At 39.0% G+C, this 14,057-nt stretch carries 16 protein-coding genes; 10 read left to right on the forward strand and 6 right to left on the reverse strand.

The window, feature by feature from the left end; genetic code table 11:
• On the forward strand, positions 1-327 hold the full coding sequence (locus VB733_RS14280; RefSeq protein ID WP_096615094.1) for an MgPME-cyclase complex family protein: 327 nt from the start codon (positions 1-3) through the stop codon (positions 325-327).
• Positions 328-455: 128 nt separating this feature from the next.
• On the forward strand, positions 456-1,097 hold the full coding sequence (locus VB733_RS14285; protein ID WP_323340724.1) for a hypothetical protein: 642 nt from the start codon (positions 456-458) through the stop codon (positions 1,095-1,097).
• A 124-nt stretch (positions 1,098-1,221) separates the two neighbouring features.
• On the opposite strand, the gene VB733_RS14290 is transcribed toward VB733_RS14285, so the two are convergent.
• The 4 genes from VB733_RS14290 to VB733_RS14305 all read right to left on the reverse strand — a co-directional run bounded on the left by VB733_RS14290 (position 1,222) and on the right by VB733_RS14305 (position 3,795).
• A complete protein-coding gene (locus VB733_RS14290) occupies positions 1,222-1,803 on the reverse strand; it encodes a CPBP family intramembrane glutamic endopeptidase (RefSeq protein WP_323340725.1) in 582 nt (193 codons plus the stop codon).
• A 93-nt stretch (positions 1,804-1,896) separates the two neighbouring features.
• On the reverse strand, positions 1,897-2,958 hold the full coding sequence (locus tag VB733_RS14295; protein WP_323340726.1) for a DUF3326 domain-containing protein: 1,062 nt from the start codon (positions 2,956-2,958) through the stop codon (positions 1,897-1,899).
• 271 nt (positions 2,959-3,229) lie between these two features.
• Positions 3,230-3,400, reverse strand: a complete 171-nt coding sequence (locus VB733_RS14300) for a hypothetical protein (RefSeq protein ID WP_323340727.1) — start codon at positions 3,398-3,400, stop codon at positions 3,230-3,232.
• Between the two features lie 77 nt (positions 3,401-3,477).
• The gene (locus VB733_RS14305; RefSeq protein ID WP_323340728.1) at positions 3,478-3,795 is read right to left on the reverse strand and encodes a 2Fe-2S iron-sulfur cluster-binding protein; all 318 of its coding nucleotides are present in this window, start codon (positions 3,793-3,795) and stop codon (positions 3,478-3,480) included.
• A 285-nt stretch (positions 3,796-4,080) separates the two neighbouring features.
• Between VB733_RS14305 and acnB the strand changes: the two genes are divergently transcribed.
• The 5 genes from acnB to VB733_RS14330 all read left to right on the forward strand — a co-directional run bounded on the left by acnB (position 4,081) and on the right by VB733_RS14330 (position 10,069).
• Entirely contained in the window at positions 4,081-6,720 is a 2,640-nt protein-coding gene (gene acnB, locus VB733_RS14310; protein ID WP_323340729.1) for a bifunctional aconitate hydratase 2/2-methylisocitrate dehydratase, read from the forward strand.
• Between the two features lie 177 nt (positions 6,721-6,897).
• On the forward strand, positions 6,898-7,302 hold the full coding sequence (locus VB733_RS14315) for an endonuclease domain-containing protein (protein ID WP_323340730.1): 405 nt from the start codon (positions 6,898-6,900) through the stop codon (positions 7,300-7,302).
• Positions 7,303-7,503: 201 nt separating this feature from the next.
• Positions 7,504-9,426, forward strand: coding sequence for a nuclease-related domain-containing DEAD/DEAH box helicase (locus VB733_RS14320; RefSeq protein ID WP_323340731.1), 1,923 nt, complete (start codon positions 7,504-7,506; stop codon positions 9,424-9,426).
• Positions 9,427-9,599: 173 nt separating this feature from the next.
• On the forward strand, positions 9,600-9,803 hold the full coding sequence (locus tag VB733_RS14325; protein ID WP_323340732.1) for a hypothetical protein: 204 nt from the start codon (positions 9,600-9,602) through the stop codon (positions 9,801-9,803).
• Positions 9,800-10,069: a type II toxin-antitoxin system RelE family toxin gene (locus tag VB733_RS14330; protein ID WP_323340733.1), complete on the forward strand. Its 270-nt coding sequence runs from the start codon at positions 9,800-9,802 to the stop codon at positions 10,067-10,069. Before VB733_RS14325 ends, VB733_RS14330 begins: the two co-directional genes overlap by 4 nt.
• Before the next feature lie 166 nt (positions 10,070-10,235).
• Here the strand turns inward: VB733_RS14330 and VB733_RS14335 are convergent, their stop codons facing one another.
• The gene (locus tag VB733_RS14335; protein ID WP_323340734.1) at positions 10,236-10,667 is read right to left on the reverse strand and encodes a hypothetical protein; all 432 of its coding nucleotides are present in this window, start codon (positions 10,665-10,667) and stop codon (positions 10,236-10,238) included.
• Positions 10,668-11,235: 568 nt separating this feature from the next.
• On the opposite strand from VB733_RS14335, the gene VB733_RS14340 reads away from it, so the two are divergent.
• The gene (locus VB733_RS14340; RefSeq protein WP_323340735.1) at positions 11,236-12,438 is read left to right on the forward strand and encodes an AAA family ATPase; all 1,203 of its coding nucleotides are present in this window, start codon (positions 11,236-11,238) and stop codon (positions 12,436-12,438) included.
• A 134-nt stretch (positions 12,439-12,572) separates the two neighbouring features.
• On the opposite strand, the gene VB733_RS14345 is transcribed toward VB733_RS14340, so the two are convergent.
• Entirely contained in the window at positions 12,573-13,154 is a 582-nt protein-coding gene (locus VB733_RS14345) for a hypothetical protein (RefSeq protein ID WP_323340736.1), read from the reverse strand.
• A 150-nt stretch (positions 13,155-13,304) separates the two neighbouring features.
• Between VB733_RS14345 and VB733_RS14350 the strand changes: the two genes are divergently transcribed.
• Positions 13,305-13,466: a DUF2256 domain-containing protein gene (locus VB733_RS14350; RefSeq protein ID WP_096615179.1), complete on the forward strand. Its 162-nt coding sequence runs from the start codon at positions 13,305-13,307 to the stop codon at positions 13,464-13,466.
• Positions 13,467-13,665: 199 nt separating this feature from the next.
• Positions 13,666-14,057 (forward strand): isoaspartyl peptidase/L-asparaginase (locus VB733_RS14355; protein ID WP_323340737.1); only part of this gene is annotated, 392 nt, incomplete at its 3' end.

Here is a 14,057-nt window from a genome sequence, read left to right on the forward strand (position 1 = left end):
ATGACAACATACTATTACGTTTTAGCAAGTCAGCGATTTTTGCTTGAAGAAGAACCGTTTGCGGAGGTTCTCAAAGAACGAACTCGCTACTACCACGAACAAGAAAGAGAAATTGATTTTTGGTTGGTTAAGCAACCTGCGTTCCTAGAAGCACCCCAAATGCTAACAGTTAAGGGTAAATGCCCTCAGCCCTGTGTAGCAGTTATCTCTACCAATCAGCAGTTTATTACCTGGTTAAAACTACGTTTGGAATATGTCATCACAGGTCAATTTGAAGCACCTAGCGAGTCAATCCCAGAGCCTTTAGCATCCTTGGTGACAGCTTAAGAAAAGAAGGATGTGGAGAATGCGGGAACGAAAAGGGAGCGTTTCCGCGCCTCCCACTCCCTCCTCAGTTCGCTCCTCAATTTTGGGAACAAAATCTATTTCCGGGAATCTTGTAAGAGAAGCAATTTATGTATTCAACTGTTGTGGAGAGACTTCAGACTGTATCTAGTGCAATTGCGATCGCGATCGCATCTCTGTTGGGTGGCATGAATTCTGCTATTGCTCAACAGAATATTCCCACCTGCCGACCTCCCAACGCTGGTGAATATCTTTTGTTGGTTATTAGTCCCAGTACCGATAATCAAAATCAATTACGTCGGGTTTTGCCCCCCGAAACCAATACCAATGTTTGTAGATACCTCAACGATACCGTCACACGCATTGGTGGTTTCACAAAATTAGATGATGCCAATCGCTGGGCGAGATTTGTCCGCGATTCGGCGGGTCTATCTGCAATTATTACTACTAAACCACAAGATACACCTGCCGCTCAACCTGCTAACTATAAACCCCAAGCACTTGGTCAAGGTTATGCAGTATTAGTCGATTACTTCAATAATCCCGATGTCGCCAAACAGGTGCAGCAGGTTGTTGGTGGTGATATTGGCTTTGTTTCCTATGCACAACGTCCCTATTTACTCGCTGTGTTTACAACTAATTCTAGAGAAGCCCAAACCACATTACAATCCTTAAGCGAACGTGGCTTTTTTGCTCAGTTAGTTGATGCCCGTCGGGTAATGTTGTTGCGTCAAGTTGTGAAGTTGCAGTAAACCTGATTTAGAGACGCGATTCAGACATCGCGTCTCCACCATATTTAATTAATGTGAGTTGGGCGAATTTTAGGAAGCAAATTTCCATCTTTAGTTGGGCACTTTCTTGAATTCCAACAATCAGCTAAAACTGTTTCATTTTCCACAAATAACTGGAAATCAAATTAGTCAAAATATGAGCAACAATAGGCACTAATAAATTACCGCTAAGGAGGGCACTAGCACCAAGTAATAATCCCACAATAGTCGCCCAAAAAACATAGGGCCATTGTTGTGAGCCACTAAGGTGTAAAATCCCAAAGAAAATACTAGATATAATTAGTGCAAATATATTATTACCCAAAGCAGGTAATAAGACACCACGAAATAATAACTCTTCACTCAATCCCGGTAGTAATCCCAACCAAATTAAATCTGGTAAAGCTAAGGGTTTTAAAACAATGTCTAAGTAATAATCTGCACTACGGCGATAAGCGGAATTATAACGATATACGACACTGCTTACAGCCGTAATCAACAAACCTAAAATAATGCCGAACAAAAATTGCTTTTCATCCCAATGCCAATTCATCAGTGGAACATTGGCAAATTGTAGGCATATTTTAGCAACTACCCACAAAATAATGGCTGTCACTCCCATTGCGATAAGCACTTGGGTGCGAGTTAAATAGGGAATTTCTGGTTCTTGGTTTTGCTGTTGCGCCACGGTAATTATAATATTAGGGGTTAGAAATTACTTGATAATTGATAATAGTTAAGGATGATTTTGTTTTCTTTGGTGTTGATTAATCACTAATAACTAATAACTTAATAAATTTAGAGATGTATTGAAAGAACGCATTGCAGATGGGTTAATACCTGCTTTATGTGCTGCTATTACACCAATTGCTTCAAGATAAGAATTAACCTGTAATGATTTTACTCCTAATGGCTGGGGTGGAACTTGTAGCTGGGTTTGATTTTCTTCTATCGCCACAACCAAACATTGCTGCTGACTCAAACTCAATACGGCGCTACTACCACATGCACTGGCAGGCACAATCACCGCATCAACTTGATTAGCCCAAATATCATTTAGTGTGGGGTAGATATCTCCACCGGAAACAATCAATTGTGGGGCACGGTGTAAGCCAACAAGCACACTTGGTATAAAAGTATAGCCGATTTCTTCGGCTGCGGAGCGGGGAGACAAATGAGAATCCAATGGTGGTGGCAAGAAAGCAGGTGCATGGGCGCAGGGTATCTGGAATTCCCGTACTATCAAATGGCTAATTACCGCTTCGGCTCCAGCGATCGCATCTACTCCACATCCCATGCGATAATTTCTATCAGTCTCTTCATCTACCTCATCGGGAAATCTGGCAATAACTGCGATGGCATTTGCCCCAGCTTGATTGATTAATGTATCTGCTGCCCTGAGTAAACTATCTGGATTTCCAATCGTTCCCCAACTTGTACCCGATGCCGCTATCCGTAATTCTACATTCAATGGGGAATCTGTAATTACATAGTCTTGTACCATTAGTCCCAGTGTTGCCCTAACTGCATCTATTGCCTGCAACTGTCGCAGTCGTAATTCTGGCTCAATTCCTTGGTCTAAAATAACACCAATTTTATTTTGATGAACTGGATGTAAACCCCATTCACCTGCTGCAAACTTATCCAGTCCATACCCTTCCACATACAAGCTATTGGGTATATTCCAGTACAACATGGCTCCATTCATCACATTGGGGTGTGTAATCAGCCTGTCAACAACCTGTGACATTGCTTTGGCAACAGGTAATGCATCCCCTGCATAGCCTCCGATCGCTGCGCCTATGCCTGTTGGTATGATTAATATGGCAGTGTATGGACGCATATAAATAGTTAGAATGAAGGAATTTTGGAATCAGCAACAGCGAATTTTTTATTCACAATTACAGGCTGTATACTACTTTAATCTTGAGTTTTCTATTTGAATTTTCTATAAACGAGTAGCCTGAACTTAAAATATTTAGGCAATAACTTCAGTTTTGCAAAATCATGTTGGGCGACAGCACAGGTAATAATTTTTATCTTGATCAATTCAATATAAATTCAATTACTCACGCGCCTGCACCCAACCTAAAATTAGTCTATAACTACGACAATTATTTTGTAATCACTGCTTCAACTGTCGCTTTTTGTTTATCAACATCTACAGCAGTTACAGCCCAACGTAAAGGTTCACCCTGCTTTTTTAACTCAGTCTCAATTGCCTTTTGTAACTCGGTCGGAGTTTCTTCTAAATCGACTTCAGCCGAAATAAAATGCGTAGTCATAATGATATTCCTCGTTGATTAACTAAGTATTGAAACTTTCAAAAAGTCCGCGTACACCTCTGCATAAAAACAATTAATTACTTGCCAAATTGTTTTTGATATACCACTTCTTCTTGGTCAGTGACTATTTTCAAATCCGATCGCGGATAAGAAACACAAAGCAAAGCATAACCATCTTCCTGTAAATCGGGACTAATACCCATTCCTTCGCTTTGGTCTACTGTACCACCATTGGTAATTTTTGCTGCACAGGTAGTACAAACACCAGCGTGACAGGAAGCTGGTAATTCCCAACCTGCTTTTTCTGCTACTGATAAAATAGTCTCATTTTCGGGAACTTGGATTGTCAGGCTATGACCTTGATGATTAATCTCAACAGTATAGGTTTGAGTCATATCAAAAAATAGTACGCTGTTACCAACAGAAGCAATATTCTAACTTAAAAACGGTATTCCACCAAAATATTAAACTGGAATTAGGAGTTATGGTAAAGCGGTTCGATCGCAATTAAAAATTGGCAATATTGCGATCGTGAGAAGTCTTTGGCTAACAAACACCTAAACTAAAAACACAGTGCATTTATATTTTATCGATTAAATCTCTGTGAGATTGAATATCTTCACAAATGCAGAAGTAATTGCCAGCACTAGTAATTTTTGGATTGAATTTTGGAGCGCAGAATGTTGGAATCATACCGCAAACACCTTGAAGAGAGAGCCGCATTAGGAATCCCCCCATTGCCGCTAGATGCAAAGCAAACATCAGAATTGTGTGAATTACTGAAAAATCCACCAGCAGGTGAGGAACAGGTATTACTGGAATTATTAAGAGACAGAATTCCTCCTGGTGTTGATGCCGCCGCATATGTCAAAGCTGCTTTCCTCACAGGTATTGCCAAAGAAGAAATTAGTAGTCCCCTGGTTTCCCCGATTGAAGCTGTGGAATTGTTAGGGACAATGATGGGTGGTTACAATGTCCAATCATTAATTGATTTACTCCAAGTTCCCACCGTATCCGTTTCCACATCATCAGCAACACCTTTAGTCATGGGTGGACAAGGAAAAGAACCAATCGCAGCCTATGCCGCAGCCGCTTTAAGCAAAATTTTGTTAGTGTATGATGCCTTTCACGATGTAGTGGAATTATCCCAAACTAACCCCTTTGCCAAGCGTGTAGTTGACTCCTGGGCAGAAGCAGAATGGTTTACCTCTCGTCCCCAGTTACCAGCATTTATTAATGTCACAGTTTTTAAAGTCCCTGGAGAAACCAACACCGACGATTTATCCCCCGCCCAACACGCTACCACCCGTCCCGATATTCCCATGCACGCCCTGGCAATGTTGGAAAGTCGGCAACCGGGAAGCTTAGAAACGATTGTGAAGTTGAAAGAGAAAGGGTATCCAGTTGCTTACGTTGGTGATGTCGTCGGTACTGGTTCCTCCCGCAAATCCGCGATTAATTCAGTCCTGTGGCATATGGGTAACGATATTCCCTGTGTCCCCAACAAACGGGCAGGTGGCTACGTACTGGGTGGTAGCATCGCCCCCATTTTCTTCAATACCGCCGAAGACGCAGGTGCATTACCCATCGAATGCGATGTCACCAAGATGGAAACAGGGATGGTGATTACTATTTACCCTTACAAAGGTGAAATTACTAACGAAACCGGCGAAATCATCTCTACCTTCCAACTCAAGCCCGACACCATCCTAGATGAAGTTCGCGCCGGTGGACGCATCCCCCTCTTAATTGGACGTACCCTCACCGATAAAACCCGTGCAGCATTGGGTTTATCACCCAGCGATATTTTCACCCGCCCCCAACAACCGCAAGACACCGGAAAAGGCTACACACTCGCGCAAAAAATGGTCGGGAAAGCCTGCGGTTTACCTGGAGTACGCCCCGGTACATCCTGCGAACCGATCATGACTACCGTTGGTTCCCAAGATACCACAGGACCCATGACCCGTGACGAACTCAAAGAACTTGCTTGTTTAGGTTTCTCCGCAGATTTAGTCATGCAGAGTTTCTGTCACACCGCAGCATATCCCAAACCCGTCGATATCAAAACCCATGCCGAACTTCCCGACTTTATCGCCCAACGGGGGGGCGTGGCATTGCGTCCCGGCGATGGTATCATCCACTCATGGTTAAACCGGATGCTCCTACCCGACACTGTCGGCACAGGTGGTGACTCCCACACCCGCTTCCCCTTGGGCATATCCTTCCCCGCAGGTTCCGGTTTAGTTGCATTTGCCGCCGCTTTGGGGGTAATGCCCTTAGATATGCCGGAATCGGTGTTGGTGCGCTTCCAAGGCGAATTACAACCAGGTGTCACCCTCCGAGATATCGTCAACGCAATTCCCTACGTCGCCATTCAAAAAGGTTTATTAACAGTCGAGAAAAAGAATAAGAAAAACATCTTTGCTGGCAAAATTCTGGAAATTGAAGGTTTACCAGATTTAAAAGTCGAACAAGCATTTGAACTTACCGATGCATCCGCCGAGCGATCGTGTGCTGGTTGTACTATTAAACTCAGTATTGATACTGTTGCTGAATATATCCGTTCCAATGTTTCGCTGCTGAAAAATATGGTGGCACGAGGTTACGGGGATGCCCGCACCATTATGCGTCGCGTTGCCAAAATGGAGGAATGGCTGGCAAACCCAGTATTAATGGAGGCTGATGCTGATGCAGAATATGCAGAAGTAATTGAGATTGACTTGAACGAAATTAAAGAACCAATTGTTGCTGCACCTAACGACCCCGATAATATCAAATTACTCTCGGAAGTTGCCAATGATCCCGTACAGGAAGTATTTGTTGGTTCCTGCATGACAAATATCGGACATTACCGAGCCACAGCAAAAGTATTAGAAGGTGCGGGAAAAGTCAATGCCAGATTGTGGATTGCACCACCGACTCGTATGGATGAAACCCAATTGAAAAAAGAAGGGATTTACGACATTTTTGTAGCGGCAAATGCGCGGACAGAAATGCCAGGATGTAGCTTATGCATGGGGAATCAAGCCAGAGTTGCAGATGGAACAACGGTGTTTTCAACCTCTACGAGAAACTTCAATAACCGCATGGGTAAAGATGCTCAAGTTTACCTGGGTTCGGCGGAGTTAGCAGCAGTATGTGCTTTACTCGGAAGGATTCCCACTGTGCAGGAATATCTTGATATTGTTGGGGAGAAAATTCAGCCGTTTGCAGATGATTTGTATCGGTATTTGAACTTTAATCAAATATCAGGTTTTGAGGAGGAAGGTAGAGTGATTAGTAAGGAGGAAGAAGCCAAGATTTTGGTAGGAACCTAACCCCCCTACCCCCTTCCCTGCAAGGGAATGGGGGCAAGATGTTATTTTTTCTATTTTACTACTTTATTTTCCCTCCTGCCCTTGCAGGGGAGGGACAGACTTTGACATACGTCAAAGTCACGGAGAGGTCACGCATATAATGAGGGTAATCACAAAATTCCTTTTTATTAAAAGTTTATGAATTATCCAAAATTCAACCAATCCTCTTCATCAAATATCATAATTGGGCAAAAAATAACCTCTATAAAACATGAAATTGCGAAAGAACTACGTCGCAATATGACACCTGAAGAGAAAATTCTCTGGCAATACCTCCGCAGCAATCGTCTCAATGGTTTACACTTTCGTCGTCAGCAAATTATCGATGGGTTTATTGTCGATTTCTACTGTCATGCTGTGGGGTTGGTGATAGAAGTTGATGGGGAAATTCATGATCAGCAAATAGAATATGATTTGGAACGAGAAAAGGTTATCTCTTCACGGGGTTTGCGTGTATTGAGGGTGAAGAATGAGGATGTGAGGAATAATTTGGATGAGGTTTTGAGGTGGATTAGTCAAGCTTGTGAAAAGACCTCTCCCTGACTTTAACTTACGTTAAAGTCTGTCCCTCTCCGAAGCGGAGAGGGACAATTTTTATCAAGGGATGTGAATATAAAATTGCTAATTACTTTTCTTATATATTAATCGGTTTGCCAGTATTTATACTGTTGGCACTATTTATTGATATTAGATATTTTTGTAATACATATAATAAATACTTTACTTTTATATAGAGTGAATAAGATGGCTCAACTATTCCCTTCTGAAGAAAATATTTTAAAGTTAAAAGTACAGCCAACTTTAGGTGAGTTTAATTTATTAAAGTCATTAAAAAATATCTTAAAAGAAAAATATGATTTTGAAATCTATTACCAGCCATTTTTAAATGGAGACCAGCCAGATTTAATTATTATGCGAAAAGGCTATGGTGTTCTAATATTAGAAGTAAAGGATTGGGACTTATCTTCTTACTATATAGATGACCAAAAACAGTGGAGGTTGAAAAAGAATAATGCAATTATTAAATCTCCCATCGCTCAAGTAAAGACTTACAAGGATAATTTATACAATTTGCATATAGAAGGTTTACTAGAAAAAAAGATAGATAATAATAAATTTTATGGAATTGTTTCCTGTGGGGTTTACTTACATAAAGTAAATCAAGGGCAAATCAATAAATTCTTAGAAAATTCTTTTGAATCTCAAAACGATAAAAGATATGTCAAAGTATTTGGTATAGATTCATTAACGCCGGAAAAAGTTAAATTTATACTCAGTGAACAAGGACTTTTTAAACCATCAAATGTGTTTGATAATGAGCTATATGAAAGCTTTAAGCGATATTTACAGCCACCTTCTAATGTTTTATATCAAGGGAAAATATTCGATCTAACAAAAGAACAGCAAGAACTTGCAAAGAGTGAAGTTACTATCAGAGGAAGAAAAGTTTTAGGAGTCGCAGGTTCTGGGAAAACACAAATATTGGCACAAAGAGCAGTAAATGCGTATAAGAGAACCGATGATAAAATTTTAATTCTTACTTATAATATAACTCTCAAAAATTACATACATGATAAAATCAGTCAGATTAGAGAAAATTGTGCCTGGAATAATTTTTATATAAATAATTATCATGATTTTATGAATGCACAATTTAATAATTTGGGCATAAAGATTGTTTTACCATCAAATTTTGAAGCCTTATCAAATGATAAAAGGGAAGATTATTTAGAATCTAAATATTACTCTAATGAAAATATTTTTGATGATTATAAAGATGAAATAATCAAATATAAAGTTATATTAATAGATGAGCTTCAAGACTACAAAGAAGAATGGCAAAAAATCATTAGGAAGTATTTTTGGGCTGAAGGTGGAGAATATGTTGTCTTTGGTGATGCTAAACAGAATATTTATAGTAGAGAGTTGGATGCAAATAAAGATTTTAAAGCAGTAGGTATTCCTAGCCAAGGAAAAAAACTAAACAAAACATTTCGTTTATGTACGAGAATAACTGATATTACATTAAAATTTCAAAAGATTTTTTTTGCAGGAAAGTATGTAATTGATGAAGATATTAATTCAACTTATTATCAGACTTCTATGTTTAATAATAATTCAATATCAAAATCTAATTACAAGTATTTATACTATCAAAAGACACAACAAGATACTGAATTTTTTACAGAAATATATTCGTATCTAGACTGGTTAGGTACACATCCAAATGACGTATGTATTTTGTCATCTAATATTTCAATCTTAAGAGAGTTTGATTATTTTATTAGACACAATCAGCATGAAAAGACTACAACAATGTTTGAAAGTAAAGAATTATATGAAAAGTTAAATAGTGAAAACAAAAATAGCCAAGCAGATATTGAAAAAATAAGAAAAAATAAAAAACTACACTTTTGGATGAATGCTGGCACTGTAAAATTATCTACTATTCATAGTTTTAAAGGTTGGGAGATAGACACTTTAGTATTAATTATTACCAGTAAAAGCGATTTTGACAACAATGATGATAATTTTGCAATAGATGAATTACTATACACAGCAATCACAAGATGTAGAAACAATCTAATTGTAGTTAATATCGAAAATAACAGATATCACTCGTTTTTTTTAAATTGTTTTGAAAATAATTTAACTGAAAGTGGATGAGCATTTGTAAACTTATGCACCTCTAGTCAATTTATTTTGAGAAAAACGCGATCGCACTTCACACCAATCCGATTATTTAACTAACGCGATAAGCGGAGCTTAATGCCAAAGGCATATCGCACTCTCAGCATTTACGCTAAATTTAGAATGCGATCGCAATAGCTAAAATCTCAATGAAAGCTGATAAATACCCATTTGCACAAGAACTCATCACCGATACCGAAGGTAATATTCGGAAGGTGGTAATTGATTTTGATGACTATCAACGTTTGCTAGAAGCTATTGAGGACGAGGGATTAATCTTGGCAATGAAGGAAGTTCAACACGAAACACCTCTGAACCGAGACGAAGCACTAGCAGAATTAGAAAATGAGTGAATATCCAGTATCTACTTAGTTTTTTAAAAGACTTAAAAAAACTCAAAAGTACCCCATACTTTGAATCTATCAAGGCACTAACCTTTGATGAGATACCCAACATAGCAAGTTTTGAGGAAATTCCTAATTTGACAAAATTAAAAGGATACGAAAATGCTTATCGCATTCGAGTAGGTGACTATCGTATCGGTATAATATTTGATGGTGAGATACTAATGTTTCAAAGAGTTCTACACCGTAAAGAAATTTATCGCTATTTTCCATAGTGAAGTTGCGATGCGAAACATTTTACGATCGCACTCCATCCCAAACCAATTATTTAACTCATGCGATAAGCGGAGCTTAATGCCAAAGGCATATCGCACTATCAAAAAAACCACGCATTCTTTAATACGTGGTGTAATTCAAAAATATTTAAATAGTATGTTCTCTCTAACTTTCAATCGGTTGAGAATGTTTTTGATTGTATAAATTATCGCAATACAATGCCCAAGCTGCGCCAAATAAGCCCGATAAAGAACCTGCGATCGCAGCTATAATTCCCCAACCGATAGGACCTGTCCAATTGGCAATTTCTTTTAAAATAGCTGCGCTGGCTTTGCTGATCACATAAGCACTTCCGGCTCCAACTGCACTAACTAAACCTAATTCTGTCAGCATCTCGACAACGCTTTTATTCGATAAGTCTTCTTCAAAATAAATACGCCAAATTTTTGTATACATTAAAACATCGGAAGCGGTTAACAAAATTTGCTTGGGGATTTCTCCTCCGGGAGTTGGTGCGGCGGCGGCTGTGGCACTACCAACAGCATAAGTGGCGATCGCTAAAGTTGTATCTAATCGTTTTTTGCCTAAATCATTCACCGTTCTATCTCCTCAAAAGGCTATCTTTGATTAAGCGGGTGTTTGTGCTTACATCAATCATAAACAAGGACAATGGATAATCAGTAAAGGATAGATAAAATCAGACTTGATTTTCCCGCAAAGTTGACATTATCAAATTTACATACTACAATATACTACAAAGGTAGGTAAAAATTAAAAAATTAAAAATATCCAAGATTGTTCAATGTGTTGTTTAGTTGCAAATCGAAGAAATTTACGTAAATTTACGGTTAGTTTTTAGATTAATAAATGCGATCGCATTCCTTGTGAATTCAATTTGTGAAGTGGTTTTTAATTTAACTTAATTAAAATTAATGTTTACTCAATAAAGCTTAATTTAAAAAAGTGGGTAAAACTAGGGAAGGTAGGGATTGCAGGTGAAAGACGCTTTTATACTCTGGCGAGTTCGATGTAAGTAGTTTATAGTACGCTTACTGAAACCAGCAGTGATTTTGCGAGTATCCTCACCCGATGCTATACACAAATGCTCGCATCCAATACCAGTCAAATTAAAGCACGATATTAAGTCTGATATAAAGTCTGAAATATGGATTTTGATTATTTTAGAGGCAATGACGGTTCTGCCGAAAATAGAAACCGTCATAACTTACTTTCTAGTGGTTGGCGACCTTTTCGACGTGATTTTGATATAGGATATTTCTGGCAACTGTTTCAGAATGATACCCATGAGTTGACGCAAAAAAGCGTTAACCTTGCGAGCTATTATGCGGATGCTTTGGGACGCAAACAGTATGCTTGGTGGGCAAATATCTTAAATGTGGCTTCAGATTATACTCGCGGAGAATTGGAGAAATATTGGAATTATATTACTCCGGAACCGCTCACACCTGACCATCGCTACAAAGACATTTTGAGTACGGAAACACCGATTGTACAGTTTGTCAGTCGCAACAGTATTCCCATTGACTATGTACTTAATCGTTTGCAAGAAATTACTGTTTTGCGAAGTCTGGAAATACTCGGTCGTCCTGATATAATTACGCAATATTATTCAGAGCGGGATTTTTATTTCCCTGTCGAAAAGTTTATTAATTGGGAACGTCTTGATGTTCTCAATACAGTGTTTGCCTATTGGTCAAAATATGACGTTTGGTTGCAAATTGACCCTTATGATCGAGGTAGGCGACATTATACTTTGATGGCAAAAAATCTTGCGCCATTAATTAACAAATCCACTTACGATTTGGCGGTAATGCTAAGTGGATATCAAAGTCGCGTTGGTAAGGTTCATAGTCAATTTCCCATTCGCAGTTTTCCCAACAGCATCCAAGATTTTACCGATGCGGTACAGCAAACTGTTCTCAACCAAAATCAGCTAGCGGTATTGGTGCATGGAGAACCGGGAACTGGAAAAACAGTATGGACACAAGCTGTTGCTAAAGAGATTTTAATGCCTTTAGGATACGTCATTTTTATTCTCGACCATGATGCGATCGCAAATTTTGTGCCACCTATATACTTAGAACGTATCTGTATCATTATTAATGAGGCTGACAACCTGGCTCAAAATCGTGCCTCTGAAGTTGCACAATATAACAATAAGACGGAACACATACTGAGTTTATTGGATGGAACTCTTTATCAGAGTGTCATTGATGAAGGTGGTATTCACATCCAACAGCGTCTAGTTATCCTCATGACTTGTAATACAACTGAGCGTCTTGACCCAGCAATGCTACGTAAAGGTCGTGTAGACTTAATGTGCGAATTTACACAAAAGTTTGTTTAAGTTCTCAGATAATTAGGAGGTAGAGCATCTGATATTTCACTCCCATGTAGAGTATGGGAGTGAGCATTATTTAAACTCCATAGACGCACAAGCGGCAACTCGTAGAGTCATGCCAATCCAAAATCTAAATCAAATTACCAAGCTTCTGCCCAATAAACAATTGTCGAATCTAAACGACTAATTGCCACTCCATAACTATAACCGTGATTCCACTTAAATTCTTTTTGTCCTTTGTCTTCTGCGCCTAATACAAATACATCGTAATCTGGGGGAAAGGATGCATTTTCAGTATCTTCGCTAGTATAAAAGAATGTTGTGGGTACACCATTTGCTTGATTACTGTGGTCGTTAGTATCACCACCCTTGTATTTGTACTTCGCTGTAATCCGATACTTGGCGATCGCGCTGGCGATTGTCTTTTGGGGCTGCTTGAATTTTACCTGAAAAGCACTCCCGCCTTGTGTGGATGGGGGAAAATAAACTAGACGAATATTCGTCGCATCAGCTGGTATGGCTTCGGGAAAATGGCTTATTTGTTTACGTTCTGACCAAAGTTTGTAGCGAATATCACCATACTTATTACTATCTTTAACTATTTTGGTTTCTTCGCTTTTGTCCAATGCTTGACTCAGAACAAAGCCTCCTCCAACTAGCCCAATTCCGCCACATGTCATTAATAAGATTGTTATAATTTTGACAAAATTCGATTTTCTCATCGAGTTGGGTGCTTGTTAAAGCTTTTGAAGTCTTATTACCCAACTACTACATGAATCAGTAATTTTCCGTATCTAGCTCTAGATATATTGACAAAATTTAAATAAATGCTTCCGCGTTTACACTATTGTTAATTACAAATATTGAGTTATATGGGACGCACTCGTTCAAAATCTGATTTGCCTAGCAAAATTTGTCCTGTATGTGGACTACCTTTTACCTGGCGAAAAAAATGGCAAAAGTGTTGGGACGAGGTAAAATATTGCTCCGAACGATGCCGTCGCCGACGATCGCAGGTTACAACAGATGATTAGTGAATGACGAGTGGCAGGTGAAGGGACAAGAAAATGCGGAGACACTGAGAAATATTTAAACATTATTTTTTCCTATACCTTTCTACGTGTCTCCAGACTACTTGACACAAGGGGTGAAACCCATACAATTAAGTGTTTACGTTTCCGCGTCATTCAATTAGCAATTACCAACAATTAAGTATAAAAACGGAGTTATAAGGTGCAACCTAAATTAATTATTCACGGTGGAGCAGGTAGTTCACTTAAAGGTAAAGGTGGAGTTGAAGTAGTTAGGCGATCGCTCTATCAAGTCATTGAGGAAGTTTATGTTTTGCTGACATCGGGTGGCAGCGCAAAAGAGGCGGTTGTACTCGGTTGTCAATTGTTAGAAGACAATCCCCGTTTTAATGCTGGTACAGGTTCGGTACTACAATCCGACGGGCAAATCCGGATGAGTGCTTCTTTGATGGATGGTAAATCTCAACGCTTTAGCGGTGTGATTAATATTTCACGGGTTAAAAACCCCATTGAATTAGCCCAATATTTACAATCTTCGCCCGATCGCGTTCTTTCCGATTATGGTGCAGCAGAATTGGCACGGGAGTTACAAAT

Origin of the sequence: Calothrix sp. UHCC 0171, from assembly GCF_034931845.1 — a bacterium.
Taxonomy (GTDB): Bacteria; Cyanobacteriota; Cyanobacteriia; order Cyanobacteriales; family Nostocaceae; genus Brunnivagina.

What these genes read in the sequence shown, in the direction of transcription:
- VB733_RS14300 (WP_323340727.1), bottom strand. Translation starts at nt 3,400, where the DNA reads ATGACTACGCATTTTATTTCGGCTGAAGTCGATTTAGAAGAAACTCCG.
- VB733_RS14325 (WP_323340732.1), top strand. Translation starts at nt 9,600, where the DNA reads ATGAAAGCTGATAAATACCCATTTGCACAAGAACTCATCACCGATACC.
- acnB (WP_323340729.1), top strand. Translation starts at nt 4,081, where the DNA reads ATGTTGGAATCATACCGCAAACACCTTGAAGAGAGAGCCGCATTAGGA.
- VB733_RS14320 (WP_323340731.1), top strand. Translation starts at nt 7,504, where the DNA reads ATGGCTCAACTATTCCCTTCTGAAGAAAATATTTTAAAGTTAAAAGTA.
- VB733_RS14285 (WP_323340724.1), top strand. Translation starts at nt 456, where the DNA reads ATGTATTCAACTGTTGTGGAGAGACTTCAGACTGTATCTAGTGCAATT.
- VB733_RS14340 (WP_323340735.1), top strand. Translation starts at nt 11,236, where the DNA reads ATGGATTTTGATTATTTTAGAGGCAATGACGGTTCTGCCGAAAATAGA.
- VB733_RS14350 (WP_096615179.1), top strand. Translation starts at nt 13,305, where the DNA reads ATGGGACGCACTCGTTCAAAATCTGATTTGCCTAGCAAAATTTGTCCT.
- VB733_RS14280 (WP_096615094.1), top strand. Translation starts at nt 1, where the DNA reads ATGACAACATACTATTACGTTTTAGCAAGTCAGCGATTTTTGCTTGAA.
- VB733_RS14295 (WP_323340726.1), bottom strand. Translation starts at nt 2,958, where the DNA reads ATGCGTCCATACACTGCCATATTAATCATACCAACAGGCATAGGCGCA.
- VB733_RS14315 (WP_323340730.1), top strand. Translation starts at nt 6,898, where the DNA reads ATGAATTATCCAAAATTCAACCAATCCTCTTCATCAAATATCATAATT.
- VB733_RS14305 (WP_323340728.1), bottom strand. Translation starts at nt 3,795, where the DNA reads ATGACTCAAACCTATACTGTTGAGATTAATCATCAAGGTCATAGCCTG.
- VB733_RS14345 (WP_323340736.1), bottom strand. Translation starts at nt 13,154, where the DNA reads ATGAGAAAATCGAATTTTGTCAAAATTATAACAATCTTATTAATGACA.